The sequence below is a fragment of the Prevotella ihumii genome (genome assembly GCF_900155655.1).
Classification (GTDB): domain Bacteria; phylum Bacteroidota; class Bacteroidia; order Bacteroidales; family Bacteroidaceae; genus Prevotella; species Prevotella ihumii.
This window is the reverse complement of the sequence record NZ_LT706987.1, coordinates 89,078-115,582: the sequence shown is the minus strand read 5'-3', so window position 1 is coordinate 115,582 and position 26,505 is coordinate 89,078. Positions and strand designations below refer to the sequence as shown.

General features: G+C 42.1%; 24 protein-coding genes and 1 pseudogene. 13 read left to right on the top strand and 12 right to left on the bottom strand.

From position 1 onward, the window contains the following. From CZ367_RS00535 to CZ367_RS16045, 4 genes are all read right to left on the bottom strand, one after another. On the bottom strand, positions 1-1,236 hold the full coding sequence (locus tag CZ367_RS00535; protein WP_077195288.1) for a site-specific integrase: 1,236 nt from the start codon (positions 1,234-1,236) through the stop codon (positions 1-3). Positions 1,237-1,364: 128 nt separating this feature from the next. Beyond that, the gene (locus CZ367_RS14605) at positions 1,365-1,556 is read right to left on the bottom strand and encodes a hypothetical protein (RefSeq protein ID WP_144005920.1); all 192 of its coding nucleotides are present in this window, start codon (positions 1,554-1,556) and stop codon (positions 1,365-1,367) included. Between the two features lie 104 nt (positions 1,557-1,660). After that, positions 1,661-1,951 carry a helix-turn-helix domain-containing protein gene (locus tag CZ367_RS00530; protein ID WP_077195287.1) on the bottom strand — a complete coding sequence of 97 codons (291 nt, stop codon included), beginning with the start codon at positions 1,949-1,951 and terminating at the stop codon, positions 1,661-1,663. A gap of 7 nt (positions 1,952-1,958) precedes the next feature. Continuing rightward, positions 1,959-2,465, bottom strand: coding sequence for a helix-turn-helix domain-containing protein (locus CZ367_RS16045; RefSeq protein WP_237581433.1), 507 nt, complete (start codon positions 2,463-2,465; stop codon positions 1,959-1,961). A gap of 406 nt (positions 2,466-2,871) precedes the next feature. Here CZ367_RS16045 and CZ367_RS00520 point away from each other — a divergent pair, with 406 nt between their 5' ends. The 6 genes and pseudogenes from CZ367_RS00520 (at position 2,872) to CZ367_RS00490 (ending at position 7,821) form a co-directional block, all read left to right on the top strand. Continuing rightward, on the top strand, positions 2,872-4,128 hold the full coding sequence (locus CZ367_RS00520) for a virulence-associated E family protein (protein WP_077195286.1): 1,257 nt from the start codon (positions 2,872-2,874) through the stop codon (positions 4,126-4,128). Then, positions 4,125-4,361: pseudogene (locus tag CZ367_RS00515) on the top strand (IS66 family transposase); the annotation flags it as partial. The gene CZ367_RS00520 and the pseudogene CZ367_RS00515, both read left to right, overlap by 4 nt. 93 nt (positions 4,362-4,454) lie before the next feature. After that, positions 4,455-5,441 (top strand): toprim domain-containing protein, encoded by a 987-nt coding sequence (locus CZ367_RS00510; protein WP_077195284.1) that lies wholly within the window; start codon positions 4,455-4,457, stop codon positions 5,439-5,441. A gap of 4 nt (positions 5,442-5,445) precedes the next feature. Continuing rightward, positions 5,446-5,979: a DUF3408 domain-containing protein gene (locus tag CZ367_RS00505; RefSeq protein WP_077195283.1), complete on the top strand. Its 534-nt coding sequence runs from the start codon at positions 5,446-5,448 to the stop codon at positions 5,977-5,979. Between the two features lie 365 nt (positions 5,980-6,344). Beyond that, the gene (locus tag CZ367_RS00495; RefSeq protein ID WP_062433208.1) at positions 6,345-6,776 is read left to right on the top strand and encodes a plasmid mobilization protein; all 432 of its coding nucleotides are present in this window, start codon (positions 6,345-6,347) and stop codon (positions 6,774-6,776) included. Then, positions 6,760-7,821 carry a relaxase/mobilization nuclease domain-containing protein gene (locus tag CZ367_RS00490; protein WP_077195281.1) on the top strand — a complete coding sequence of 354 codons (1,062 nt, stop codon included), beginning with the start codon at positions 6,760-6,762 and terminating at the stop codon, positions 7,819-7,821. The genes CZ367_RS00495 and CZ367_RS00490 overlap by 17 nt, the downstream gene beginning before the upstream one ends. A gap of 766 nt (positions 7,822-8,587) precedes the next feature. Here CZ367_RS00490 and CZ367_RS00480 read toward each other — a convergent pair. The 6 genes from CZ367_RS00480 to CZ367_RS00455 form a co-directional block, all read right to left on the bottom strand. Next, positions 8,588-10,612, bottom strand: coding sequence for a M13 family metallopeptidase (locus CZ367_RS00480; RefSeq protein ID WP_077195279.1), 2,025 nt, complete (start codon positions 10,610-10,612; stop codon positions 8,588-8,590). Positions 10,613-10,994: 382 nt separating this feature from the next. Then, positions 10,995-12,224, bottom strand: coding sequence for a transglutaminase-like domain-containing protein (locus CZ367_RS00475; protein ID WP_077195278.1), 1,230 nt, complete (start codon positions 12,222-12,224; stop codon positions 10,995-10,997). A 211-nt stretch (positions 12,225-12,435) separates the two neighbouring features. After that, positions 12,436-12,792, bottom strand: coding sequence for a GntR family transcriptional regulator (locus CZ367_RS00470; RefSeq protein ID WP_077195277.1), 357 nt, complete (start codon positions 12,790-12,792; stop codon positions 12,436-12,438). Between the two features lie 24 nt (positions 12,793-12,816). After that, entirely contained in the window at positions 12,817-13,644 is an 828-nt protein-coding gene (locus CZ367_RS00465; protein ID WP_077195276.1) for a hypothetical protein, read from the bottom strand. Between the two features lie 38 nt (positions 13,645-13,682). Then, positions 13,683-14,420: a GIN domain-containing protein gene (locus CZ367_RS00460; protein WP_077195275.1), complete on the bottom strand. Its 738-nt coding sequence runs from the start codon at positions 14,418-14,420 to the stop codon at positions 13,683-13,685. A gap of 13 nt (positions 14,421-14,433) precedes the next feature. Next, a complete protein-coding gene (locus CZ367_RS00455; RefSeq protein WP_077195274.1) occupies positions 14,434-15,261 on the bottom strand; it encodes an ABC transporter ATP-binding protein in 828 nt (275 codons plus the stop codon). 117 nt (positions 15,262-15,378) lie between these two features. Between CZ367_RS00455 and CZ367_RS14600 the strand changes: the two genes are divergently transcribed. After that, complete coding sequence (locus CZ367_RS14600; protein ID WP_144005919.1) at positions 15,379-15,684, top strand: hypothetical protein; 306 nt, start codon at positions 15,379-15,381, stop codon at positions 15,682-15,684. 580 nt (positions 15,685-16,264) lie between these two features. On the opposite strand, the gene CZ367_RS00450 is transcribed toward CZ367_RS14600, so the two are convergent. Continuing rightward, positions 16,265-17,128 carry an aldose 1-epimerase family protein gene (locus CZ367_RS00450; RefSeq protein ID WP_077195273.1) on the bottom strand — a complete coding sequence of 288 codons (864 nt, stop codon included), beginning with the start codon at positions 17,126-17,128 and terminating at the stop codon, positions 16,265-16,267. 795 nt (positions 17,129-17,923) lie between these two features. Here CZ367_RS00450 and CZ367_RS00445 point away from each other — a divergent pair. The 6 genes from CZ367_RS00445 (at position 17,924) to CZ367_RS00415 (ending at position 25,664) form a co-directional block, all read left to right on the top strand. Then, positions 17,924-18,880 carry a YitT family protein gene (locus tag CZ367_RS00445; RefSeq protein ID WP_077195272.1) on the top strand — a complete coding sequence of 319 codons (957 nt, stop codon included), beginning with the start codon at positions 17,924-17,926 and terminating at the stop codon, positions 18,878-18,880. Positions 18,881-19,010: 130 nt separating this feature from the next. Continuing rightward, complete coding sequence (locus CZ367_RS00440) at positions 19,011-20,036, top strand: porin (RefSeq protein ID WP_077195271.1); 1,026 nt, start codon at positions 19,011-19,013, stop codon at positions 20,034-20,036. A gap of 753 nt (positions 20,037-20,789) precedes the next feature. Next, on the top strand, positions 20,790-21,716 hold the full coding sequence (locus tag CZ367_RS00430; RefSeq protein WP_077195269.1) for a YitT family protein: 927 nt from the start codon (positions 20,790-20,792) through the stop codon (positions 21,714-21,716). Between the two features lie 9 nt (positions 21,717-21,725). Beyond that, positions 21,726-22,934, top strand: coding sequence for a tRNA 2-thiouridine(34) synthase MnmA (mnmA, locus tag CZ367_RS00425; protein WP_077195268.1), 1,209 nt, complete (start codon positions 21,726-21,728; stop codon positions 22,932-22,934). A 608-nt stretch (positions 22,935-23,542) separates the two neighbouring features. Then, positions 23,543-24,349 carry an MBL fold metallo-hydrolase gene (locus tag CZ367_RS00420; RefSeq protein ID WP_077195267.1) on the top strand — a complete coding sequence of 269 codons (807 nt, stop codon included), beginning with the start codon at positions 23,543-23,545 and terminating at the stop codon, positions 24,347-24,349. A 100-nt stretch (positions 24,350-24,449) separates the two neighbouring features. Beyond that, positions 24,450-25,664, top strand: a complete 1,215-nt coding sequence (locus tag CZ367_RS00415) for a BaiN/RdsA family NAD(P)/FAD-dependent oxidoreductase (protein ID WP_077195266.1) — start codon at positions 24,450-24,452, stop codon at positions 25,662-25,664. 349 nt (positions 25,665-26,013) lie between these two features. Here the strand turns inward: CZ367_RS00415 and CZ367_RS00410 are convergent. Beyond that, positions 26,014-26,505, bottom strand: a 492-nt coding sequence (locus CZ367_RS00410; RefSeq protein ID WP_144006005.1) for an IS66 family transposase, incomplete at its 5' end; no start/stop codon positions are given.

The window sequence follows — 26,505 nt, the reverse complement described above, 5'->3', positions numbered from 1 at the left end:
TTATATGGTGATACCGTTAAACTGTTCTATCCGGCTTAACTTGTCGGAAAGGGTGTTTATGTCCCGACTCTCCTTCTCGTGGGTGATTTTAGCATAAATCTGTGTCGTGCGAATATTCGTATGCCCAAGCATCTTGGAGAGCGTTTCGATGGGAACTCCGTTGGTCAGACAAATTTCCGTTGCCATGGTATGGCGACTGGTATGCCACGTTATGTTCTTTTCTATACCGCAAAGTCCGATGATTGTTTTAAGGTTCTTGCAGGCGGTAATGTACTGAGGAACGGGCAGGAGATAATTTTCCTTTGCCATGCCATCATACTTTTCGATAATCCTCAATGGAACGTCCATCAGCATGATGTTGGATTCCACGCCCGTCTTCTGTCGCTTGGTCATAATCCACAATTTGCCGTCGAATGAAGTTTGCACATTGTCTTTGGTCAGGTTCTTCATATCGGTAAACGACAAGCCGGTAAAGCAGCAGAAAACATACAGGTCACGCACTAACTCCATAGATTTGCGGCGAAACTTCAAATCCATCATTTGACGTATCTCGTCCTTGGTCAAATAATCCCTTTCCGTACTCTCGGCGGAGATGCTGTAATCCACGAAAGGGTCTCGAACAATCCAGCCGTGATTCTGGGCAATGGTAATCATTCGGCGCAAAGGCATCATGTAGATCCATACGGTATTATTGCAGCACTGCTTTTCCGTTCGAAGGAAAATCTCAAAGTCCGTGATAAATGCGGGTGTAAGCTCTCGCAGGGCAATGTCGCTCAGGCGGTAGCGTGTCTTGATGAACTCTTCCAAATGCTTATAGACTGTGCAATACTTGTCGTAAGTGGATTGGCTCCGCAAGCCTGCATCGACCTGCTTGGCAAAATCCTCATTGTGCTGGGCATAGACCTTCAGCAATGTTTCGTGCCGCATCTCCAAACCCAAGAAAGCGTTCTTTACTTTCTCCGCCGTGACATAGTTGTCCCTTTCGGCAATCTCCTTGTATTTGGCATTGATACCCACCCGAATCTTGTCCAGAAAGCGGTTGGTTTCCAATGCGACGGAACTTTTTCCCGAAGCCCGGTTACTCTTGATGTCCCATAGATTGGGGAGTATGTCGCATTTGCAGCTGAACTGTGCAATGCTTCCGTCGATGGTGATACGACACATCACGGGAACGGAACCATCTTTCTTCGGGGCGTTCTTTTTGAGGTAGAACAGAACCTTAAATGTACTTCGCATAACTCTGACTCTTTATAAGTTACAAAACTATTTATTGTCAGGTTATCCGCTGATACGCAATTCATTGTACTTTGACGGGAAAGATTCCAAGCATTCATTTTCTTGCCTTTTTTCTTCCCTTTCTCCCTTTATTGGGCTATCTTTGCAGAAGATTTCAGTTGGGGATTAGCTCGTTCGTTACCGTTTTTGCCATTCCTTCCTACTTGGATATAGGGTAATGTTTTAGTAACGCTGCTCTGTCCAAAGTTGGCAAAAGTCCGTCTTTTGGCAGTTTTCCCCCGAATGGTCGAATAATCAGAACGAACTGACTCACAAATCATTTGCTATGTCCTCTCATTTTTTGACCGTTGAGGATAGATTTTTAAGTAAAATATATGTAATTGATTATACAAAACGGTAATATGATAAAACCATTTGTACATTCCTATTCCCTATAGTTCTCCTCCAGCAATCTTGTCAAATCCGAAGCCTTGTAGAGTATCTTCCCCGCGAACTGCGTATAGGGAATAATCTTCCTGTCCCTATAATCCTGCAAGGTTCGAGGGCTGATGTACAGCCGCTCACACACTTCTTTACCCGTGAGGAAATGCTCACCGCCAAACAATGGCTTGTGCGTCTCTGCCACTTCCCTTATTCTTCTGACCACGTCATGCAGTGCGGTAAGCACCACCTGCATATCGTCCGAGCCAAAATTCAAATCTTTTGCCGTTTCCATAACTTGTTTATTTTTTAGGTTTGTCAGTTTTTGTAAGGAGCAGCCTTTCCACATCCTCACGTTTATAATAACACTTGTGTCCGATTTGTGCGAATGGCAGCACGCCTGTATCACGATAATGCTGCAAGGTGCGCTTGCTGATGTTAAGCAACTTGCACACATCACCATTGTGCAGCCAATCTGTGTGCTTACACTTCTCTCCAAATGCCTTGTGGCAGCACTCGGCAAGGCTTAGCACCTCGTCCCTCAGCTTCTGCCAGCTCTGGTCTGTAATAATGAAATATCCCATACTTCTATTGTTTTGTTCGTTGTTACTGTTTTCTTGTGTTGCAGCGTTCTGCGCCCCAGCACGATGCAAAAGTAGGGATAGTTTCCTTATGCTCAAAGCACTAAGGAACAGCAGGGAAAACAAAGGAAATACGATGAAATCCTCTTCCTTATTCCTTGTCGTTATCAACACTGGTACGCCCACTTTTCTTCTTTCACTGCCAATAGAATATAAAGATACTATCAACCATTTGGCATAAGCCTTCTATCTTGTTCTAAGATTTCTGAGAACATAGAGATAAGCTCTTAATTTTTGCTTACATCTTTTTGTGGATTGCTTTTTGTTTAAATAGGTAGTTATTTTCGCCTTATCCGTTCTTTGTTATTCCTTTACTTATAGCTCATTACCCAAATGTGCAGAATACCGCATTTGAATGTGGTTTGTTACAAAGTCAATCAATTATTGGTATTTGTATCATTTCCTTTTATCCTTTGATTTCTCCATTTAATCCACTAAAAACTAAGATGTTTGATGATTTCCCACAAGGAATTTTATAGCAAGTCTATGCAACATTATGCAAGCATACCGAGAATGCTTGGCTATCAGAATTATCCTCCTTAACTTCACTTTCAGAAATCATTTTAGGACGATTATGAAGAAATGCGCAGATAATAGCAATATACGCACAGAAGATAAGCCGAAGCATAGTAGGCAAACTTCCAAAAACAAGGAGATAGAAAGCTACCTCTCCACCCATTATGACTTCAGGTTTAACACCGTACTTGGCAGAACAGAGTTTTCTCCCAAGTATGCCAATATGTATAGTAAGGTCAGCCGTTATGACATCAATACCTTCCGCAGGGAACTTGATAGCGAGGAAGGTATCATCACTTCCGCTGATAATCTTTATTCCATCATTGAAAGCTGTTTTTCGCCACGCATCAATCCCATACAGGAGTATTTCAAGGCTTTGCCAGAGGTTGATGCTTCAGAAGTGCTGTACAAGATAGAGATAAACCAATGCGCCATCGCCAATCTTGCATCGTGCGTTACCGTCCGTAACTCCGAGAAGTGGCTGCCGTACCTTACCAAATGGCTTATTGCAGTGGTTGCCAACGCTATGGACGACCGTGAATGCCGCAACCATACCTGCCTCGTGCTGACGGGTGAACAGGGAAAGTTCAAGACAACCTTTCTTGATTTGCTATGCCCTCCAGCCCTGCATGGTTACAGCTACACAGGAAAAATATATCCGCAGGAGAAGGACACACTTACTTATATCGGTCAGAACCTTATCGTAAACATTGACGACCAGCTCAAAGCCCTCAATAAGCGTGACGAGAACGAACTGAAGAACCTCATCACCTGTCCGATGGTTAAATACCGTATGCCTTACGACAAGTATGTGGAGGAACACCCACACTTGGCGAGTTTTGTAGCATCGGTAAACGGCAATGACTTTTTGACCGACCCGACAGGAAGCAGACGCTTCCTGCCCTTTGAGGTACTTGCCATCGACATTGAACGAGCAAAGGAAATTTCTATGGATGCCGTCTATAACGAAGCGAAAGCCTTGCTAAACGCAGGCTTTCGATATTGGTTTAACGATGAAGAAATCACGGAACTCTACAAGGAGAGTGAGGACTTCCAAGTACAGACCGCAGAAATGGAACTACTATTACGCTGTTTTGAAAAGCCAACAGAGGACAATCCTCATTGTGCTTACATGGCCACTACCGAAATACTCGCTTATTTAGGTGTTTATACGCATCAACCTTTGACACTCAAACGTATGGGCGAAGCACTCAAAAGGGCTGGCTTTGAAAAGGTAAGCAAGAGGCGTGAGGGTTGTAGTCCTGTCTATGTGTATAAGATTAGGAAAATCCACCCCTGCCCACNTTCAACATAGACAACAACCTTATGGAACAGGCCATCAGACCCATCACGCTTGGAAGAAAGAACTACCTGTTCTGTGGTAACAATGAGGGAGCGGAGAACAACGCCATCTTCTATACCTTCATGGCGTGTTGCAGGGAAGCAGGCATAGAGCCATACAAATGGATGAAGGAAGTTCTTTCAAGGCCCCTGCCAGATATGACGGAGGAGGAACTCACGAAAATGCTACCTTCAAACTTCAAATAACAAATAACCCTTATATGCTGCCAGACATATAAGGGTTATTTGTTGGTGTGAAAGTCGGCTAATATTGGATGCTTACAATAAAACAATACGACAATGAAAGAAGAAGAATTATCACGCATCAAGCGATACCCCATAGTGGAGTATCTTGAAAGGAAAGGTATCAAACCAGTACGCAGGACACCTGCCTATGCCCTCTATCGCTCACCGCTCCGTGAAGAAACGCATCCGAGCTTCAAGGTGGACACAGAGAAGAACCTTTGGATAGACTATGCTGAAGGCAGAGGCGGAAGTATTATCGACCTTTGTATGAGATTAGAGAGCTGCACACTGTCGGAAGCCATCCGCCTTTTGGGGCGGAACGCTCCCGATTATACTGCTTGCAATTCTCAAAAGGCAGACAGGGCAATGAAAAGAAGTAGCATACCTATGGCATCCGCAAGTGGAGTAAGGAGACTGATAGAAATATCAGACACCTTACCTCCACACTTATTAAAGTATCTTGAGGAAGACCGCTGCATCAACTTAGAAAAGGCGATGCCCTTTCTGCGTTGTATCAGCTATGAGGTAAGAGGGCTGCACTATCAAGCCATAGGTTTTGCCAACCAATCGGGCGGTTATGAGCTTCGGGATAACGGATCTTTCAAGGGAACGATTGCTCCGAAGGATATTACCCCCGTGTTCACGGATAAGATAACGGATAGAATGAAACCGGTCTGCGTGTTCGAAGGTTTTATGGACTTTCTATCCTTCCTTTCAATGAAAGAAGAAATCATCAGCCATTGCCTTGTGATGAACTCCGTGAGTAATGTGGCAAGGAGCATTCGCTATCTCAATGACAGGCAAGTATCCACCATTCGTACCTTCCTTGACAATGACGAAGCTGGACGGAGAGCTACAGAGGATTTCATGGAGGCTGGTTTCAAGGTAGATGATATGTCCGTGCATTATAGAAACTTCAAAGACCTCAACGAATATCACATCCACAGGGTGCGTGAACAGCAGAAAAGCCTATCATTGACGATGACACAAACACAAACCAATCCCATAAAGGTAAAACAAGTTAAACATAAAATGAGATAAAGACATGGAAAAGAATATGAACACTACAGAAGCGGATAAGAGCCTCGAATGGTTTCTGAACGGAGGAGATGACGAAGACGGCAGTGTGCCGACAACGCAAAATGAAGTCGCATTAAAGGGAAGTACCGCTCCCATGGAAGAGCCGATAGAGGATGCACTGCAGCAGGAAAAACGCACGGCAAAAATCCAATCGGAGTGTTCCACGGAGCAATCAGAGCAATCCAGGATGGCACGGCATATCGGGCAATCGCAGAATGCCAAACGACCGCAGCACTCCGAGAGCGTTCCCGTTCAGAAACGCATCAGTGCCAAGATGAGGAAGGAGACGCTTGAAGCCTACAAGCAAGCCTATCTTTTACCTGCTAGACTCAGTAATAGGAAGGCTGTCTATCTGAGCAAGGAAACACAGGAACGTGCAGACCTCATCGTGCGAAGATTGGGCGACAGGGGCAGCAATCTCTCAAGTTTCATAGAAAATCTTGTACGCAGTCATTTGGAGGAATACCACGAGGATATAGAGAAGTGGAGAAAGCTATAAGCGTGAGAAAAAGGGTCGAGTTTTTTTTTCGTAAAAAGGTCATCCCTTTTCTCTGAAACCCTCGACCCTCCCCCAAAAGAAATAAAACCATAATTATTAGTCCAATGCCTGAACGGTGAGAATGCCACGAACGCAGTTAGACACGGAATGCCGTGCATTCACTTTCGGCAGGGGAAACGCCCCAAGGCGTTATCGGCATTTCAGCAGCTATTGCAAGACGTCAGTTTGTACCCACAAACTGCGCTTGCTCCCCTCGATAAACAGTCGGGGAGATTAGACCGTAATCACTCCGTTCTCATCGGTCATCATTCGGAAATTAAGCAGCAACGAATCATCCATAATGATTAACTTTCAGAGAAACTTATATGAAGAAATACAGAAGAAAAGCTACCCAATGGCAGCAGAAGGACAATGAAGAAAAACAGATGAACAAGACGGAGTTCATCAAGGTTAGGTGTACTTTGGAGGAGAAGCAGCGCATCAAGGCAAAGGCGGAGAGTACGGGTCGGAAGTTCTCCGAGTACTGCCGTGAGATGCTAATGGGAGGTGAAGTGATTGCCGTTCCCAAGATGACCGACAATGAAAAGGAAGCCATTGCCGTACTCCACCGAACGGGAATGTACTACGCACAGGTTTCCAACCTCATCAGGATAAAGGACGAGTCATGGGTGCCGATAACCAAGAATCTTTCCATATGTGCCAAGGAAGCATTTAAGCGTTTTTTCGACCCTCACTTCCGCATTGGTGACGATATATATAAGGTCTTAAATCTGCCGAGGTATGATAGGAAAGTGTAAGGCGATAGCGCACGGAAGTACTGCATTGGACTATATCTTCAGAGAGGGCAAGCTGGGTAATCGGCTTGCCTTCCATAACATTTGTAGCAAAGAATCAAAGGCTATTTACGAGGAAATGAAGTTAGTCAGCGATTACAATACCAGATGCAGAAACAAATTCCTGCGCATCGAAATCGGCATTGCACCACAGGACGAGAAGAAATTATCAGTTTCTGAACTTGTCCAAATAGCCCATCTGTTTGCCAAGAAAATGGGACTTGACAACCATCAGTGGGTGGCAGTAACGCACAAGGATACAGACAACAGGCATATCCACATTATCGCCAACCGCATCAGCCTGTACGGAGAAGTTTATGATACCACCTTTGTAAGCAACAAAGCTGCAAGAATAACAGAGGAAATCAGCAGGGAGAAAGGCTTAACCATTGCAAAGGAAGTCAAAATCAAAAGGAAACATCAGAAAGCAAAAGTCAATCCCACAAGAGAGGAAACAAAGAGAGAACTACAAAGAATATGCTATGCCCTACTTGAAAAGTACAAAAGTACAGGTATCACAGGACATTCCATGTTCCTCTATGAGTTGAACAAGCACGGAGTAACCATAGATCGTATGAAGAACAAGCAGAGCAAGGTCTATGGCTTGAAGTTCTCATACGGAGAATATGCGTTCAAGGCATCGGAAGTAGGCAGAGAGTTTGGCTACCGTTCTTTGCAAAAGAACTTCGAACTTGTCAATAAGGCAGAGCTAAAGACACTGCAACAACACGAGTATAATCCGCCAAAGGAAAAAGAAACTTCTGGCACAGCTTATCAACTTGTTCCTCCAAGCCGTTCCAATATCTCACGAGGTGGCGATATCTTACAACCACTTAATACTATTGGCACAGTAACAGATGCTGCCATTAGTGCAGCCGATGAAATAGTGGAAGGGTTAGGAGAAATGATTTCACCATCTTCACATAGCGAAGATTATGCAGAAGCAGCATGGCAGCGTAAGCTCAGATACCAAGCCAACAGAAAGAAGAAGCGAGGGAGAGGATTATAGCCAACCCAAACCACACAGCAACAACCCAAAGTGCAGAAACGTGAATATTTCTTTGAAAACGCTTGTTATTCGGTAACAAAGTATTATCTTTGCAAACAGAATAACAAGCGTTCTTTGTTAGGCAGAAAACAGCGACACCAAGTAGTTCGCTCGTTTCCAAATCATTACCTATTCAGTTTAACAAACAAGATAACTTCTTTATTTCCAATTAGTTGTATTTTAGAAATTATCTTTGAAAAGCGTTTGTAAGTGCTTTGTTTACAGTAGTTTATAGATGGACTTTTAAAAGATTTTTCTTCTTTCACAATTGGTCTATTCTTCCTCTTTTGCAAATCTATTCTTTATACACATCTCTGCTTGATTTAAAATTTGTTCCTTTTATCAAGAAGTTAGAGGAGTAAAAGGGGTTTATGCCCAAATGCTTGTGGGGTAGTTTTGGATAATTGGTCGGACAAGTCGGACGGGTCAGACAGATCGGGCAGGTCGGACAAAACCACAGCCACAAAACATTTGGCTCTTTTCGTTTGTTTTTTCAGTTGTTTAGCTCGCTAAAGGTCTTCAAAAACAACCAAAAATAGCTCAAAATAAGCTCGCAAATCTCGAAGAAGTCTAACGACCGATTTGGGTTAAAGAAGGATGTGTATAAAGAGCAGTTTACAAATGGGTATAAAACAAACAAGTCGGACAGGTTTTGCCTATCCGACTTGTCTTATTTATGATTTATATATGGGTTCTTCCCACCTCTATATAGGTGTGAAAGCGGCTTTTACCATATCTGTGCACGCTGCTTCACTGGGATAAAGAGCTTGTCGCCTTTCTTTATCTTGAACGCATCATACCACGCATTGATTTCAGGAAGTGCTGCATTTACACGTGCTTTGTTAGGCGAGTGAGGGTCGGTAGTGATAACCATATCCAAGTATTCAGGACGAGCATTACCAGCCCAAACACGAGCCCAAGAAAGGAAGAAACGCTGTTCGGGAGTGAAACCGTCCATCACCTTCAATGGCTTCTTCTTCATACTGTTTTGCAAAGCACGGAAGGCTACGTTCAAACCACCATTGTCGCCAATGTTTTCGCCCAAGGTGAGTTGACCATTTACCTTCTTTCCGTTTACTACCTCAAACTTTCCGAAGTGGTCTACAAGCACTTTTGTACGGTCTTGGAAGTTCTTTTTATCTTGAGCTGTCCACCAGTCGCGTTGGTTACCTGTCTTGTCGAATTGTGAACCTTGGTCGTCAAAACCGTGGCTCATCTCGTGACCGATTACTGCACCAATACCGCCATAGTTTACAGCATCATCGGCGTTAGGGTCGAAGAATGGAGGCTGAAGGATAGCAGCTGGGAAACAGATTTCGTTGGTTGTAGGGTTGTAATAAGCATTGATGGTCTGTGGAGTCATTCCCCATTCGGTCTTGTCTACTGGCTTATTTACGTTTCTGTTCAACTTGTCTATCAAGAAGAACTCGCTGATGTTCTGCATATTCTCGTAAAGAGATAGCTTTTCGTCTACTTGCAAGCCGCTGTAGTCGCGCCATTTGTCAGGATAACCTATCTTTACGATAAAGTTGTTGAGCTTGTCTTGTGCCTGTGCCTTTGTTGTAGCACTCATCCAAGTAGATTCTTGGATACGTTGTCCCAATGCTTCTTGGAGGTTCTTAACAAGTTCTATCATACGTTGCTTGCTGCTTTCAGGGAAGTATTTCTCTACATAGAGCTTGCCCACAGCTTCGCCAAATACGCTTGATACAGTTGCTACGGCACGTTTCCATCGTGGACGGTCTTGTTGTGCACCGCTCATAACGCTGCTAAACTTGAACGCTTCTGCACGGAAATCATCGCTAAGTTGGCTTGTTGCACCTGCAATGACCTTGATTTCGGCATAAGCTTTCAAGTCGTCAAGACTTGTTTCTGCAAGAATTTTTTCTACTTCGTGGATAGGTTCAGGCTGTCCAACGTCTACTTTGTCGAATGTAGGGAAGCCTGATGCAAAGAAAATGTTGCCCCAATCTATGCCAGGGAAGGTGGTTACAAGCTCGTTGTATGACATCTTGTGATAGTTTTTGTCAATGTTGCGGAGCTGTACCTGCGAGTAGCTTGCCTTAGCGATGCGAGTTTCGATAGCCATCACTGCTTCCATTTTCTTTGTAGCTGTAGCCTCGTCGTTGCCTACCATCTTGAAGAGGTTTTTCATATATGTCTTGTAAGCCTCACGCACCTTGACTGTCTGTGCATCATCGTTGAAGTAGTAGTCGCGAGTGCCTAATCCTAAACCGCTCTGACCTATCGAAACGATGTTCATATCTGCATTGCGCATATCTGCACCCACGCCCATTCCAAACATCATTGTACCTTCGCCACGGCGGTCGAGTTGTGCGGTTACGAGCTGATACTCCTTGTTGTTCTTGATAGCCGCAATGCGTGCAAGTGTTGGCTTTATAGGTGTGAAACCTTCACGATTGAGTCGCACGCTGTCCATCATCATATTGTAGAGGCTTCCGAGCTTCTGTCCGAGTGTGCCTTGTTGTTGTGGCTTACCCGCAAACTCCATAATAAGCTCTTGTATGCGCTTTTGGTTCTGCTCGTGAAGGTCGGTGAAAGCACCGTTACTGGTATGTTCTGCATCGAGAGGGTTGTTCTTCAACCATCCACCAGCGGCATACTGATAGAAGTCTGTACCAGGTTTTACGCTCAAGTCCATATTCTTCTTGTCGATACCTGATGAGAGATTTTGTGCGTTTGTAGCCATTGCAGCCATCAAACAAGCTGCAACTAATGTTCTCTTTTTCATTCTTTAATGTTTTATAATTGTTTATTTTCTTGTTGTTTAGTATATATTTCACCACAAAGACCTCGCAGTTTGCCTGTGAGGTCTTTGAGTTATAGTTAGTTTTCTGATGCAATATTATAAATAATTTTTATAAGTAGCAAGTTTTATACCCTATTTTTTTATACACGAGCCCAAAGGCAATAACGATTATAAGTTGACTTTTAGAAGAATTTAAGGTGAGTTATTGCTCCTTTTAGTAGCTTGCTATTAACGCTATTGGGTTTGTTTTCTTTAACGTTATTGGCTGTTTTAAGGATAGTCGGACAAGTCTGACGGGTCTGACTTGTCCGACTCATGCCGTTATACCACAAGTGGTTTGTGCTTGTTGGTTGCACTTTCTTCTTTACTCCGGTGCTTGCCAAAAGTATTCTGCAGTGTGTACAGCGTATCGAGGGTCGTACGATTGCTTGCTTACATTTTGTTCGCCTTCTGCTGGGAATAGCCCTATGTATTTGTTTGTGTTCTTTCGATAAGGTGATTCGGGATTGAAACGGCTGTCTACAACACACTCTATCCAATACAAGTTCTTTGCCATATAGTAGTCTAAGTAATACTCCTTGGTTTGTTTCTTTTCGTTATTCCAGTTTGCATCTTCGTTTAATACCATTGGAAGGTTCTTGCGTAAGCGTTCACGTACCTCGTTTATGCTTAGAAAATTTCCTTTATCGTCTTTTACGTATGCATTAAACGAAGGGTCTACCCATATCCATTTGCCCAATTGCTTCGAGTAAACGGTGTTTATTACGTGACAGTCTGTGTCTGTTGAGTCTTTTGGTAGACACGTAACGTAGCGTGATGGAATACCCATAGCAAGGTACATTTCGTTTGTCGCAATGGCCAATTGTCTGCAATTGATGCCGTTACCTGTCGCCTTATGATAATTGTACAAGTCGATAGCATCCATTTCTACCCTTGCATAGTTGCTTCCGTTGTGGCGAATAGCATTGTGTGCGAAGTTGAGAATATTGATAATCTTCGATACTTCATCGCCCTTTCCAGCCACAGAGTCGAGCTTGAAGTACTCACGTACGTAATTTAGGTTCTTCGTACCCATTTCGTAAGTAAACTTTGGCATCGTGTCTGTATTTTCCTTTAGATAGTCTTTTGCTCCTTGGAGAATGACCAATTTGTCATATTTGCGCAAGCTTTGTAACATAGCAACAAACTTTTTATCCTTGCGAATATTATCTAAGTCGGTGTCAGTTTTGAGATGTCTGTATTCTTGATACCCTGCGTCAATTGCTCTTTGGAGTGCTGCCAATGCCTCTTTCTTCTTGTTCAATTGTGCGTAACAGCAAGCAAGGTCGTAATTGAATATTCGGTTAGCCGTCTTTACTATACCCAAATAGGTTTCTACGTTTTGTTTTGGCTGTTTCAAAGCTGCTGTAAGCCGAAGTATTTCCTCGCAACATTTAGCCCCATTTACATAGTCTTTTTGTTTTATTGCTGCTCTTTGTTCGGTTCTTAGCTTCTTTACTTTCTCTACAAACTCCTTTTGTCCGGGTGTAATCTCTTGTGCATAGGTAGTTGCCGAAAGCAGTATTGCAAATGCGAATAATATTATTGTTTTCATATTCATTGCTCTTTCTTGGTTTTATTATTGGATTAGTTGGTTTTGTTAGCTTTATAAAATAGGTCGGACAAATCAATATTTCTAATAAGTCCGACCAATCTTTTCATTCTAACTTTTAAATCTCTAAAATTTTATCTCTATGTCTTTCTAATCTTATCCCTAAGTCTTGAAATCTTGCTTCTATAATTTCTAAACTCTTTTCTATATATATCTAACTTCTGTTTTCCCACTCTTCCACAACCTCTTTTATATCTATTTCGAGGAGTGTCATTTGTCGGAAAAGTTCAGGAAGCATATCGTTCATAAATCCTTTCTTGCGTTGAGCCAATATCTGTTTGCGTGCATTGGGCGATACAAAATAGCCTAAGCCACGCTTATTATAGATAATTTTCTCACGTGCAAGTAGTTCGTAGGCTTTTACGGCAGTGTTTGTATTCACTTCCAACATCACCGAATATTCCCTCACCGATGGTATTCGGTCGTCCGCCTTATAAGTTTCGGCAATTACCTCATCGCATAATCGGTCTGCCATCTGCTCGTAGATTGCCTTGTTGTTACTAAAGTTCATAATCCAATCCTTTCTTTTAGGAAGTTATACATTCAGCCATCGTGTGTTCACAGCCTGCATTTTGCAGAAGATGCGGTAAGCCAAATAGACGCTACCGATGGTAGTTACGGCTATAAATCCCCAAGTCAAACATTTCATATATGTACTATCTTCTATTACTACAACATAGTCTGTGTAGCGGTCGAGAACGTAAGCGAAGCCAAAGAACAATGCGCCAAAGATATTGCTTAGGATAACCAACGCTACTGAAGTCCAAAGTCCAGCCATCTTTCTGAACAACATACCGCCCAAAATATAGAGACCAAGCGTGTTAATCATTACTGCACCGAACACAATAGTAGATGTGTACAGCTCTTCATTTGCAAGAACTACCTCTTTAAACTCTTTGATAACATCTACCGCCATTCCCGTTACAGAAGCATAAGTACCCTTGTGTAGCAACATATTGAATACCATTTGCAACAAGTCGCCAGCAAAGAAAGCCAATAAAGCGAGGAACATTGTCAGCACTGTAGCCGAAAGCAAGCGAGCTACAAACTTCTCTAAATTGGTGGCAGGGAGCATAAATTCGCCTATCTTCAATTGCTTGTTTTTTAGGTCATTAATGACGAGTGAGCCTGAAATAACAAAGATAAATCCCAAAATAATGGCATACACGGTGCTTGCGCCTGTAAGTCTGTCTACATATTCCGCAGCTGTTAGTGCTTCACCTCTGAAAGGGTTGCAGGATAAAACAAAGATAGCTGCAAAAATAAGTGTAAATCCCAAGAAACCCTTGATGTATTCTCTCTTATTTATCATCATAAGTCTTGAGAACACTTTGCCAAATCGTTGTATATTGAAATTGTTCATAATTGTCTGTTTTAAAGCTTGTTGTATCTGTTCTTAATTTACTTTTTCACCATACGGGTAGTGTTGTCCACTATGCTTGAATTACCATTTGTGCGGCATACAGGTTCGCTTTCGGTAGTTCCCGTAAGATTTACCGAGGCATTGCCATCAATGCGCATCTCTACTGCACCTGAGTTTACGAAGTGTGAATCGAGCCTACAATTACCATCTATTGTTACCGCTGTGCGTTGAGCGGTTAAGTTCTTAAAGTCCATTGACGCATTTCCTTCAACCCCTATTTGCAGCAATTTAGTCTTCAATCCTGTAATATCAATGCTTCCGTTGCCGTCTACTGTGAAGTTAACGCTATCACCTTGCATCGGTTCTAAGGTGTTGATATTGGCATTACCGCCTACTGCCACACAGCGGAGTGCAGGCATTGTGATGCGAACCGTTGCCCAATAGTCTTTTCTTGAGAACACTTTGAATGATATTTCACCCTTTCTCCATTGTTTTTCTTCCTTTTGGTCGATGGTCAAAACCCCATCTTTCACCTTTGCCACAATGTTGTTCACCAATTGTTCCTTGCCTTCCACTACCACTTTGAACGTGTCGCCGGGTACAATTTCCACATAAGTGTTGCCCAATACCTCAATGTCTTGGAAGCTGTCTACCTTAATATTTTTGGTGATTTCTTTACCCAAGTCTTGCTTTTTGCGTATGCACGAGGTGAATATCAATCCACAAGCCACGATTGAGAGGCATACATTGAACGCCATTACAAATATCTTTTTCATATCTTTTCCTCCTTTATTTATTGTTAAGTTTACCTAATGTTGCTGCATTGAAGAGCAATTCCAAATTAATAGTAGTTTCGGGGCTGTTGGCTTTTTTATGAGCGATTACCGCATTGCCCTGCAAAGATGGTTCGGCATAAATCACGCTGTCGTCCATTTCGGTAGCGTTGCGATAGCTAAACTCGTATTGTTCAGCCAGCTCGTTCACCGAAGCATTGACTATCATCTCCGAATTTTGAAGAATGAAGACGTGGTCTAACAATTGTTCCACATCGTGCACTTGGTGGGTAGAGATGATGAGCGACGAGTCTTCGGGCAAGTTTCCTGCCACAACCTTGCGGAAAAGAGCCTTAGAAGGAATATCAAGACCATTTGTAGGCTCGTCCATCAAGAGCAATTGGCAGCACGAAGCAATGGCGAAGCTCATATAAATCTTTTTTTTCTGACCCATTGAAAGGTGCTTGAAGTTTGCGTCCAGAGGCATATCAAAGTCGGTCAGACAGCGGTTCAATATCTCTTCACTGAAGCGAGGGTAAAAAGCCTGATGTATTTTCTTGTACTGCTTCAGTGTGAGATTGGGAAGATTATACTCTTCTGGCACTACATAAATCTCACTAAGCACCTCTGGACGGCGGAGCTTCGACTCTATACCATTTACGGTTACTTCACCTTTCTTAGGTTGGAGCAAGCCCGCAATGAGGTAGAGTAGGGTACTTTTACCCATTCCGTTCTTACCCAAAAGACCATAGATGCGGTTTTCTTTTAAGCTCAAGTTCAATCCTTGGAACACCTTCTTCTTGTTTCCAGGATAGTTAAATTCTAAGTTTTTAATCTCTATCATAGCTGTATTTGTTTTAAGAATTTTACTTTGTTATAGTGTACTACTTAATTAGTACACTGCAAAGGTATGGTTTTAATACATTACCTCCAAACTTTTTGCCCATTATTTTCAAAAAAAGTGTGTTTTTCCCTTCATTTCTTGTTTTTCAGTCCTTTATCTTTGCTTTTTGAGGAGTTAGAGGGAGTTAAGTGGAGAAGTTTCCTTGAGCAAAGCAAAAAATGGCTCGTTCCTCGTTCGGAGTTAAAGCCAAATGCGTTAGGGTTATGGTGTAGGGGCTCGATAAATCGAGCCCCTACGTTACGCCCACAGGCATTTAACCCAAATCGCTCATTAGACCTGTCAGACCAGTCGGACTTGTCTGACACGTCCGACTGGTCTGACAGGGCTAATGACAGATTTGGGTTTGACCATAACTCTCTTTAACTCCTCTGACTTGTTGATAAAAGGAAAGAATTTTAAGGTAAGCAGAGATGTGTATAAAGGTAGGCTCTAATGATTGTCCGTATAATGCCTCTTGTCTTTTTCGGTTCTATCGTTCTATTCTTCACCTTATATATATAGATGTGTTAAAGTGCACCTCCATAATTCGCTCATTTGCGTTTGTCAACCACTTTGTTGAGAAATATGCGCCTTATGCGTGTGCAATGCTATCTTATTGATACACAGATAGAAAAAGAAATATAGAGCGAAATGTGCAAAAAGTATGAAGGGATAGAGTGGAAAGATAGGTGTATAAAAAGGAGTAAACGGATAGAAAACACCCCTTTTGATGGTGTCTTAGACGCTCAAAGTTGCCCTTTGGGCAGCCCAAACATCAACTTTGGGTGTCTGAAAGATATATGTTTGACAATGTCAAAGTTAAACTTTGGCAAGTTGTAAACTCGTTTTCTGTGTTTTAGAACATAAAAAGCGAAATAAGAAACATTCCTATTTCGCTCTTTTAAGTGTTAAATCGCTATTTTGCAATTTTGTTTTTGGCACGCTATTTGCTAAGCGCAAGCATTTATCGGATAGTGATAACGTATTCTGCCATAAAACTCGCCCCAGGGTGTAGGTGGTTCATCAGTCGGCGGTCTTTCAGTTCGCCCTCGTAATTTTCCACATCTGCCACCCCATACCAAGGCTCGATGCACACGAAAGGTGCATTCTTGCCATACGGACTCCATAAGCCCAAGGCAGGCGTATTAAAGTTTACGGTTACTTCTGCCTCCCCTTTCTTGTTGAGCAGTTGCACCTCATTCAGTTGAGCGTGTTCAAAGATGAGCGCATCATCTTTGAATGTTTCTTCGGTAAACTCCACTATCGTCTCATCGGTTTCGAAAGGTTGGTATGCCGTTGTTAGGTGTCCATTGTTGGTTTGGCTGCGCACAAGGGTTTCTGCGCTGAGTTTTAAGAAGCCTCGCATAGGTTCTCCCTCCTTCATATCGGGCAGTAGGAAGGCAGGGTGTCCACCTATTTGGAAATGAATTTCCTTGTTGTCGGTGTTCTGCACGTGCCAAACCACGTGTATGCGGTTGCCCTCCAACTTGTAGCTCACGGCGAGAATAAAGTGGAAGGGATATTGTTTGTAGGTTTCTGTTGAACTGTGCAAGCTGTACACAAGTCGGTTGGGCGTGTGTGTAATCAATTTAAACTTTGCGTCACGTGCAAATCCGTGCCGTTTGGCTTCATATTCCTTGCCCTCCACACGGAAGGTATTGTTCCATAACCCACCTACAAAGGGGAACAATATGGGCGAATGGCGATTCCAACCCTTTGGGTCTGCCTGCCATAGGTATTCTTTTCCGTTTTCATCTTTTATGCTTACAAGTTCTGCTCCACGTTCCGAAACCTGCAAGGTTAGGTATTCGTTTGTTATTTTTTCCATCGTTTATCTTGCAGTTTTAAATATTTGTATCTGTTTTATGGTGCAAATATACAAATAAATTGTCATTTTTGCCCTTTTTACTCCTTACTTATCGTGCTTTTTTGGCATTAGCGTTTATTTTTACTCTAAGCAATAATTTGATAGTTTAGTTTGCTTTAACCCAAATCGTCATTAACCCGCAAAGGCTTTTTAAAGCGTTTAGATGTTATGCTTTTCTTCGTCTTTGCACCTTATTTTGGCTCTTTTCGTTTGTTTTTTCAGTTGTTTAGCTCGCTAAACGTCTTCAAAAACAACCAAAAATAGCTCAAAATAAGCTCGCAAATCCCGAAGAAGTCTAACGACCGATTTAGGTTTAACCCAAATCGTCATTAGCCCGCAACGGCTTTTTAAAGCGTTTAGATGTTATGCTTTTCTTCGTCTTTGCACCTTATTTTGGCTCTTTTCGTTTGTTTTTTTTCAGTTGTTTAGCTCGCTAAACGTCTTCAAAAACAACCAAAAATAGCTCAAAATAAGCTCGCAAATCCCGAAGAAGTCTAACGCCCGATTTAGGTTTAACAAGGGTTAAAAAACGCTTTTTGTGAATGTTTCAAGCCCTAAAATAGTGTAAAATTGAAAATTTGTAAGTGTTTGCTTACAAATTTAAGTCTTAAATATTTGCTATTTCATTTAATTAATGTATTTTTGCACCGCATTAACGCCGCTCACCTGTTAACATTAAACTTAGAAAATCACACGGGCGACTGATGGAGCATAAACGAGAAAAATAAAATATATCTAACTTAAATCAAATTTTTTATGAGTCACGATTCTCAGACAAGCAAGGGATTTAACATCACTGAGTCTTTGTCGCAAGTATGCGGTTTGCTCAAAACACGCAAGTTTTGGGTAGAACTGTTCATTATGACTGCGGGTATGTTCATAGCAGCCCTCGGTGTTTACTTCTTTCTTATTCCAAGTAAGCTCATTGTTGGTTCTATCACTGGTCTTTCGTTGGTAATTGCAAAGTTGATGCCGTTCATTTCGGTAGGTAATGTTATTTTCATTATCAATGCCATTCTTTTGGTGCTATCTTTTGTTTTAATTGGAAACGAGTTTGGTGCTAAGACTGTTTACACTGCGCTTATTCTTGGTCCTATGATCGACTTCCTTGGTACTATTGTTCCTATGAAAGAGTCAATGTTTGCTGTGCACGTAGGTGCCCAACTCATTGCCAACCCTTGGTTCGACTTGATTTGCTTCGTTGTTATTCTTAGTGCTTCGCAGAGTATCTTGTTCAGTATCAATGCTTCAACAGGTGGTCTTGATATTCTTGCAAAGATTATCAACAAGTACACAGGTGTAAGTCTCGGTACATCGGTAGCTGTTGCAGGTGGTCTTATCTGTTGTACAGCGTTCGCCATCAACCCTCCAAACCTCGTAATCATTGGTATTATTGGTACTTGGCTTAATGGTCTCATCTTGAACCACTTTATGATGAGTATGAACGTAAAGAACCGTGTATTCGTCATTGCCAAGGAACACGAGCGCGTACAAGACTATGTCATCAACACATTGAAGCGTGGTGTTACACTTCACGAAGTCATCGGCGGTTACAGCCATCAGAAGAGCACACAGCTCGAAATCGTATTGACCAACGAGGAATTGTCAAACCTTATGGAATTCCTCGGTCGTGAAAATATCGACTCGTTCTGCACAACCGACACCGTAAGCGAGGTTCGTGGTTTGTGGAACAAGAGCAAGAAAAGAAAGTAAGAAATAACGACGGATACAACAATATTGTGTTCACGAAATAAACAAATGATATAGAGACGGCATAGCAATTTGCCGCCTCTATATGATATATAAACCTTTATAAAAATCTAAGTTTTCAATTTTACCTAATATGAAATTAAGAAACATTCTACCATTATTGGCGTTTAGCGCACTTAGCGCAATGGCACAAGAAAGTAAGCCTGTAAGTCTTGACGTTGAATCACGTGGCGACTATCAACACGTAACTGTAGACGGTTCTAAAATAAAGGACGAATCGGGTTTCAAAGGCAATATAGTAAACATCATTATCAAGGGCGACATCTCGCCAAAGTTCTCATACGGTTTCCGCAACCGCTTGAACAAGATGAACAAGGACAACACCTTCTTTGATGCTACCGACTGGCTTTACCTTACTTATAAACCTACCAAGAACCTTTCGTTTATTACAGGTAAGTATATCGTTTTGGTAGCAGGTTGGGAACTTCTTCCTGCGCCTATCGACTGCTATTCTTTGTCTGAATTTTGCTACAACTTTCCTTGCTATCAGTGGGGTGTGGTAGGCGAATACACCACAAACGATGGTAAGAACACTTTCAATGCGCAGGTTTGTCAGAGTCCATACCAAAAGCCCTACAAGGCAGCTACAAGCAAGAGTGCCGATATGTACGCATTCAACACAATGTGGACAGGTCGTTATGGCTTTATAGAGCCTTACTGCTCTGTCAACTTGATGGAGTATGCACCTAAGAAATACATCAATTACATCTCACTTTGTAGCAAATTCCACTTCGCTGACAACGTTCAGTTGGAGTTAGACTATTGGAATCGTGCTGCTTCGCACCAAGCTTTTTTGGGTAAAGACTGCTCTGTAATTGGTCAGCTTTCATACCAACCTACTGAAAAGTTGAATCTTTTTGGCAAGGTAAGCTATGAAGTCAACCACTCTGGAACTGCTGCTGATGGCGCAGTTATGGACGGTACAGAGCTAACACGTGTAAGTGCAGGTGTGGAATACTATCCTTTGAAGGAGAAGAATGTACGTGTACACGGCAATTACAGCTATGCCTTCGGTAAGAACACTAACCCTAACGGCGTTGTACAAGACAAGATGTCGTTGGTAAACGTTGGTGTTACTTGGCGTGGAAAGGTGTTGTAAAAATCGGTCAACATTGTAACCGATCAATCTTCACACCCTTTGGAACATAAATAAACGTTGAAGATATACTTATAATTTATAAGTAATCGTTGTGTTAAAAGCCCTTTTAACCCTCTATAAAGGTAGTTAAAAGGGCTTTTTCTTTGCCTTGTAGTAGTTTCTCTTACAAATTATAACTTCTTTTATGGTTGTGTTTCTCTCTTTCTTGTTTTATTTGTAAGTGTCTTATAATTAGATGTTTGTATAGATATTGTGCGTATTCTAAATTTAATGGTATTAGTTTTTGTGCGTTAAAATCACGTTTTATTTGCGTTATTATTCTAATAAATACTCTTAAAACTTTCATTTTTTCAAATTTCTATTGTAACTTTGCACTCTCAAAAATAACAAAGTAGATTTTAAACGATTATAAACGGATAAAGAAAAGAACAATTAGACGATTAAAAAAGGTATGAGTACAATAAATCAAAAGAAAATTTTTCAGGAGATGAAAAGTTTGGTTATGATAGCCATCGCCATAGGTATTGCAAGTTTTNGATGTTTGTATAGATATTGTGCGTATTCTAAATTTAATGGTATTAGTTTTTGTGCGTTAAAATCACGTTTTATTTGCGTTATTATTCTAATAAATACTCTTAAAACTTTCATTTTTTCAAATTTCTATTGTAACTTTGCACTCTCAAAAATAACAAAGTAGATTTTAAACGATTATAAACGGATAAAGAAAAGAACAATTAGACGATTAAAAAAGGTATGAGTACAATAAATCAAAAGAAAATTTTTCAGGAGATGAAAAGTTTGGTTATGATAGCCATCGCCATAGGTATTGCAAGTTTTGGGTGTTGCGCTTTTATCCTTTCACATAAAATTCCAATTGGCGGTATTGCAGGTATTTCGTCTGTTCTCTTTTGGGGAACAAATATTCCCGTGCAAGTTTCCTACTTTGCACTCAATCTTTTATTGCTCACTCTTGCTTTTAAGGTATTGGGTTGGCGATTTTGCGCACGTACTATCTACTCCGTTTCCTTCTTCAGCATATATGTTTCAGTATTCCAACCCCTATTGGAAGGCAACACGCTCTTTGCCAATGAGCCCTTTTTGGCGTGCGTTATAGGTGGTTTGCTCTTAGGATTGGGCACAGGAATAGCCTTGCAGTACAACGCCAGCACAGGAGGCTCGGATGTTGTGGCAGCAATGATTAACAAGCATCACGATGTGTCGTTGGGTAAAGTTATTCTCGCTTGCGACCTCATTATTATTACCTCTGGTTACGTAGTGTTGAAGAACTGGGAGAACATTATTTATGGTTACATTGCACTTTTCATTATGTCAGGTGTGGTCGACTATGTCATCAATGGTATGCGTGGTTCGGTTCAGTTCTTCGTTGTGTCGGACAAGTGGAAAGAAATAGGCAATGCCATCAACAATGATGTACACCGTGGTTGCACCCTTATCGATGCACGCGGCTTTTATACAGGCAAGGAGTTGGGAATGCTTTTTATCCTTGCTCGTCGTTCTGAAGCCCACGGTATATTCCGTGTCATTGACGAAATAGACCCCGAAGCCTTTGTTTCGCAAAGTGCTGTGAATGGTGTTTACGGCATAGGATTTGACAAGATGAAGGTGGGAAAGCGCAAAAAGATGATTGAAAATGCTGCTAAAGTAGATGAAAATCAGTAACTTTGCAGTATGAATATTGCGGAGATAAAAGATAAACGTATAGCAGTGCTGCTCTCTGGTGGCGTTGATAGCTCCGTGGTGGTGTACGAATTTGCACAACACGGTCTACATCCCGACTGCTTCTATATAAAGATAGGTCCTGAAGAGCGTGAGGAATGGGACTGCAACTCTGAAGAAGATCTTGAGATGGCTACAGCTGTGGCACATCGTTTTGGCTGCAAATTGGAGGTGATAGATTGCCACAAAGAGTATTGGAATCAAGTAACCAAATACACAATGGATAAGGTTAAGGCAGGATTTACGCCCAATCCAGATGTGATGTGTAACCGTTTGATAAAGTTTGGTGCGTTCCACGAAAAACGTGGGCACGATTACGACCTTATAGCAACGGGGCATTATGCACAAACAAAATGGATTGAGGGCAAGAAATGGTTGTGTACAAGTCCTGACCCTGTGAAAGACCAAACCGACTTCTTGGCACAAATCTACTCGTGGCAGTTGCAGAAAGCCATCTTTCCGATAGGGCATTACGAGAAGAACGAAGTACGCGAGATAGCCGAACGCGAACACCTTATCAACGCAAAGCGCAAGGATTCGCAAGGCATCTGTTTCCTTGGCAACATCGATTACAACGAGTATGTGCGCCGATACTTGGGCGAACAGGTGGGCGAGGTTGTGGAATTGGAAACAGGACGCAAGATAGGGCAGCACAAGGGCTTGTGGTTTCATACCATCGGGCAGCGTAAAGGGCTCGGCTTTGGTGGAGGTCCTTGGTTTGTAGTGAAGAAAGATGTAACGACAAACACCCTATACGTGAGTCACGGATACGACCCTGAAACAGCTTACAAAAAGGACTTTAAAATTCACGACCTGCATTGGCTGACCGAAGCACCTACACCTCCCACGGCTTCAACTTCAGCCGATGTGCCTAAAAACTATATCCCTATTCGTTTCAAGATACGCCATACTCCCGAATTTCACAAAGGCTTTTTGGAACTGATAAATGAAGGTGCAAGTGTTTCGCAATCGTCTATCGACTCTTTACAACCGACCAATGTACCCTCACAATCGACAGAAGGTTTGCAAACAAGCATCGATCAAGGTACAGCCATAATACATTCGGAGGCGAAAATACACGGCGTTGCCCCTGGACAGTTCTGTGTTATTTACGATGAAGACCACAACCGTTGCTTCGGTTCGGCTGAAATCACGTTGTAAGCAATGTGCTTCAACCCAAATCGCTCATTAGCCCGCAAAGGCTTTTCTCGAAGAAGTCTAACGACCGATTTGGGTTAAAAATAAAAAATATATGGCTGGTTCTATAAAATTAGCTTTGTTAGATTTTGAGCTTATTTTTGAGGTCAAAATGCAAGAGAGTGAAGGAGTGTAGCGAGCTACACGACTGAACGAACTTACATTTTGAACCAAAAACGGAGCAAGCCGAATGCAATCAAACTCGTTTGAATTGTTGAGGCGCAGCCTGTTTTATATAAAAAGAAGCCAAAAGATAACAAAACGTATATCATAAAAATTTAATGACTATATACGGTGGTAATTTATAGAACCAGCCATATATGTTTGCGCTGTCAAAGGTAGATTTTGAGTTGGGCGAACATATATGTTTTTCGTTTTAAAAAGATAGTGTTTGAGGAAAAACAGAACAATATTTTATGCTCCTTAAAAGTCTATCTGTAAAGAAGAAAATGAGGGGTTGAGGAGGGATAAGGCTTGTCAAGAAGCGTAAAAAGTTGGGCAAAGAATTGTGCCATTTCTTTGTTATCCGAAAATCTTTTGTTACTTTTGCAAATCAATAAAAGGAAAATCCAATGCTCAAATTTATGTCGCTTGGCAGTGGTAGCAGTGGAAATGCTTACTTACTCTACACCGATACCGATTGTATAATGATAGATTGCGGAGTGGGAATAAGACTGCTAAAAAAGCATTTGCACAACTACGGACTGCAACTATCAATGATACGTAACCTCTTGGTTACGCACGACCACGCCGACCATATCAAGGCAGTGGGGGCATTGAGCGTGGATCACAATATTCCTGTTTATGCTACAAAGGAAGTGCACGACGGCATTACACGCAACTGGTGTGTAAAACGGAAGGTAGGAGCAGAGATGGTGCGCTATATAAATAAAGGTGAAACTATCCAAGTGGGCGAGTTTCAGGTAACGCCCTTTGCCGTTCCACACGACAGCAACGACTGCGTGGGCTACTTTGTAGAATGTGAGGGGGTAAAGTTTACATTGGTAACAGACTGTGGACATATTACGGACGAAATAAGACAATATGTAAGACGTGCCAACTATCTTGTAATAGAAGCCAATCACGAGCCCGAAAAGCTTGCCGCAGGACCTTATCCACAATACTTAAAGGACAGAATAAGTAGCCCAAGTGGGCATCTTAGCAATGCTGAATGTGCAGAAACGATTGCAACAGAGGCTACACCCGAACTGAAATATGTATGGTTGTGCCATCTTAGCGATGAGAACAATCACCCCGAATTGGCACGCAAAACCATAGAAACCATCTTGAGAAGTCACGGACTGATAGCAGGAAAGGATTTCGGAATGGAGGTTTTGAAGCGCAAAACCCCAAGCGAGGTGTATGAATTAACCCTGTAAGAAAGGGTTAAAAAGTAACTTTCAAAGATATTTTGCATTATTATCTTGTATGCGAAGTGTAAAAGTTGTATCTTTGTTAAGTAAAAAATGAAGATACACAATGCGCAATATAGCAATTATAGGTGGTGGTGCAGCAGGCTTTTTTGCTGCCATTACTGCCAAAACAGAAGAACCAGAAGCCGTAGTAACCATCTTTGAACGAGCAGGACGGGTACTTGCCAAAGTGGGAGTTTCGGGCGGTGGTCGTTGCAACCTTACCAACTCGTTTGCAGAGATTGCAGACTTGAAAACTGCCTATCCACGTGGAGCGCAACTTATGAAACGACTTTTTAAAACGTTCGATTATCGTGATGTTTATAAATGGTTTGAGGATAGGGGCGTAAAGTTGGTGACACAGGCGGACGAATGTGTATTCCCACGTTCGCAAGACTCGCAATCTATCATTGATTGCTTAACCCATACAGCGCAAAAGGCTGGTGTTTCTGTTTGCCTACATCACGCATTGACGAGTATCAGTAAAGTGGAGGATAGCGAACAATTGGAAGTGAGATTTAAAGATAAAGCTCCAAGACGATTTGACAAGGTGATTATCACTACTGGTGGGTCGCCTCGAGCAGCAGGTTTGGAATACTTAGTCCACTTGGGGCATAAGATAGAACAGCCCGTGCCTTCGCTTTTCACATTTAATATTAAAGAAAAGGCATTTTGCAACTTAATGGGAACGGTGGTAGAACACGCTTCGTTGTCTATTCCTGCTACAAAGTTCAGAAGCACAGGGGCATTGCTTATCACCCATTGGGGATTGAGTGGCCCTGCAACGCTGAAACTATCGTCTTACGCAGCACGTTATTTGGCAGAGCAAGACTATAAGGCGCAAGTGGCTGTGAACTGGGTGAACGAGCGGAATGTGCAGATTGTAGAGGAACAACTGATGGCGTTGGCGTTGAAAAATCCGAAGAAACAAGTGGCAACGCTCCGACCTTTCGACCTTCCAAGTAGATTGTGGGAGTATCTGCTTCAGCGGTCAGGCATAGCAGAAACCAAGCGTTGGGAAGAATTGGGCAAGAAGTCGCTTCATAAACTTATAGAGGTGCTTACCAACGATATGCATACGATAGCTGGAAAAGGAAGCTTTCGTGAAGAGTTTGTGACCTGTGGAGGTGTAAGTTTGAAGAGTATCAATCCTAACACATTGGAAAGTAAAGTGTGTTCAGGGCTATATTTTGCAGGCGAAGTGTTGGATATAGATGCCATTACAGGTGGTTTTAATCTTCAAGCAGCGTGGACAACAGGGCGCATAGCAGGGAAGAAATAAAAACAAAGATACGAGCCTTTGAGTGAATAGGGTTATTTTACGTTATCCAACTTTTGCTGAAATGCTACTCTTTATACATATCTCTGTTTAAGAAAAAATATTGCTAAAAGAAAGCTTCTTTTAAAACAGGTTTTAATGTGCGTAAGGCGTGTAGGGGCTCATAAGCATTTGGGCATAAATCCCTTGAACTCCTCCAACTTCTTGATAAAAGGAACGAATTTTAAGTTAAACTGAGATGTGTATAAAGAGTAGATTGAAGTAAGGCAGAGTAATGTAAGCATCCAATATTAGCCGCCTTTCACACCAACAAATAACCCTTATATGTCTGGCAGCATATAAGGGTTATTTGTTATTTGAAGTTTGAAGGTAGCATTTTCGTGAGTTCCTCCTCCGTCATATCTGGCAGGGACCTTGAAAGAACTTCCTTCATCCATTTGTATGGCTCTATGCCTGCTTCCCTGCAACACGCCATAAAGGTATAGAAGATGGCGTTGTTCTCTGCTCCCTCATTGTTACCACAGAACAGGTAGTTCTTTCTTCCAAGCGTGATGGGTCTGATGGCCTGTTCCATAAGGTTGTTGTCTATGTTGAAGCGTCCGTCCTGCACATATCTGCCAATGCGTATCCATACGGCGAAGGCATAACGCAGTGCCTTCTCCATAGCTTCGCCTGGGGTGTACTGTTTGTGTACATCCAACATATAGGTCTCCAAATACTTAAGAATAGGGTAAGCTTTAGCCTTTCGTTCTGTCTCCACTTCCTCGGGTGGTGCTTTCTTGTGTTTGAGGTTTTCCTCCAACTCATAAAGCGTGGCTATCGTTTCGATGATATGGGCGGCGTT

Excerpts from the sequence above, each read along its gene's own strand:
- CZ367_RS00445 (WP_077195272.1), top strand. The coding sequence starts at position 17,924 with ATGAGTCACGATTCTCAGACAAGCAAGGGATTTAACATCACTGAGTCT.
- CZ367_RS00440 (WP_077195271.1), top strand. The coding sequence starts at position 19,011 with ATGAAATTAAGAAACATTCTACCATTATTGGCGTTTAGCGCACTTAGC.
- mnmA (WP_077195268.1), top strand. The coding sequence starts at position 21,726 with ATGAATATTGCGGAGATAAAAGATAAACGTATAGCAGTGCTGCTCTCT.
- CZ367_RS00460 (WP_077195275.1), bottom strand. The coding sequence starts at position 14,420 with ATGAAAAAGATATTTGTAATGGCGTTCAATGTATGCCTCTCAATCGTG.
- CZ367_RS00490 (WP_077195281.1), top strand. The coding sequence starts at position 6,760 with ATGATAGGAAAGTGTAAGGCGATAGCGCACGGAAGTACTGCATTGGAC.
- CZ367_RS00455 (WP_077195274.1), bottom strand. The coding sequence starts at position 15,261 with ATGATAGAGATTAAAAACTTAGAATTTAACTATCCTGGAAACAAGAAG.
- CZ367_RS00465 (WP_077195276.1), bottom strand. The coding sequence starts at position 13,644 with ATGAACAATTTCAATATACAACGATTTGGCAAAGTGTTCTCAAGACTT.
- CZ367_RS14605 (WP_144005920.1), bottom strand. The coding sequence starts at position 1,556 with ATGATTTGTGAGTCAGTTCGTTCTGATTATTCGACCATTCGGGGGAAA.
- CZ367_RS00480 (WP_077195279.1), bottom strand. The coding sequence starts at position 10,612 with ATGAAAAAGAGAACATTAGTTGCAGCTTGTTTGATGGCTGCAATGGCT.
- CZ367_RS00430 (WP_077195269.1), top strand. The coding sequence starts at position 20,790 with ATGAGTACAATAAATCAAAAGAAAATTTTTCAGGAGATGAAAAGTTTG.
- CZ367_RS00495 (WP_062433208.1), top strand. The coding sequence starts at position 6,345 with ATGAAGAAATACAGAAGAAAAGCTACCCAATGGCAGCAGAAGGACAAT.
- CZ367_RS00415 (WP_077195266.1), top strand. The coding sequence starts at position 24,450 with ATGCGCAATATAGCAATTATAGGTGGTGGTGCAGCAGGCTTTTTTGCT.
- CZ367_RS00475 (WP_077195278.1), bottom strand. The coding sequence starts at position 12,224 with ATGAAAACAATAATATTATTCGCATTTGCAATACTGCTTTCGGCAACT.
- CZ367_RS00505 (WP_077195283.1), top strand. The coding sequence starts at position 5,446 with ATGGAAAAGAATATGAACACTACAGAAGCGGATAAGAGCCTCGAATGG.
- CZ367_RS00420 (WP_077195267.1), top strand. The coding sequence starts at position 23,543 with ATGCTCAAATTTATGTCGCTTGGCAGTGGTAGCAGTGGAAATGCTTAC.
- CZ367_RS00530 (WP_077195287.1), bottom strand. The coding sequence starts at position 1,951 with ATGGAAACGGCAAAAGATTTGAATTTTGGCTCGGACGATATGCAGGTG.
- CZ367_RS00535 (WP_077195288.1), bottom strand. The coding sequence starts at position 1,236 with ATGCGAAGTACATTTAAGGTTCTGTTCTACCTCAAAAAGAACGCCCCG.
- CZ367_RS00510 (WP_077195284.1), top strand. The coding sequence starts at position 4,455 with ATGAAAGAAGAAGAATTATCACGCATCAAGCGATACCCCATAGTGGAG.
- CZ367_RS00470 (WP_077195277.1), bottom strand. The coding sequence starts at position 12,792 with ATGAACTTTAGTAACAACAAGGCAATCTACGAGCAGATGGCAGACCGA.
- CZ367_RS00450 (WP_077195273.1), bottom strand. The coding sequence starts at position 17,128 with ATGGAAAAAATAACAAACGAATACCTAACCTTGCAGGTTTCGGAACGT.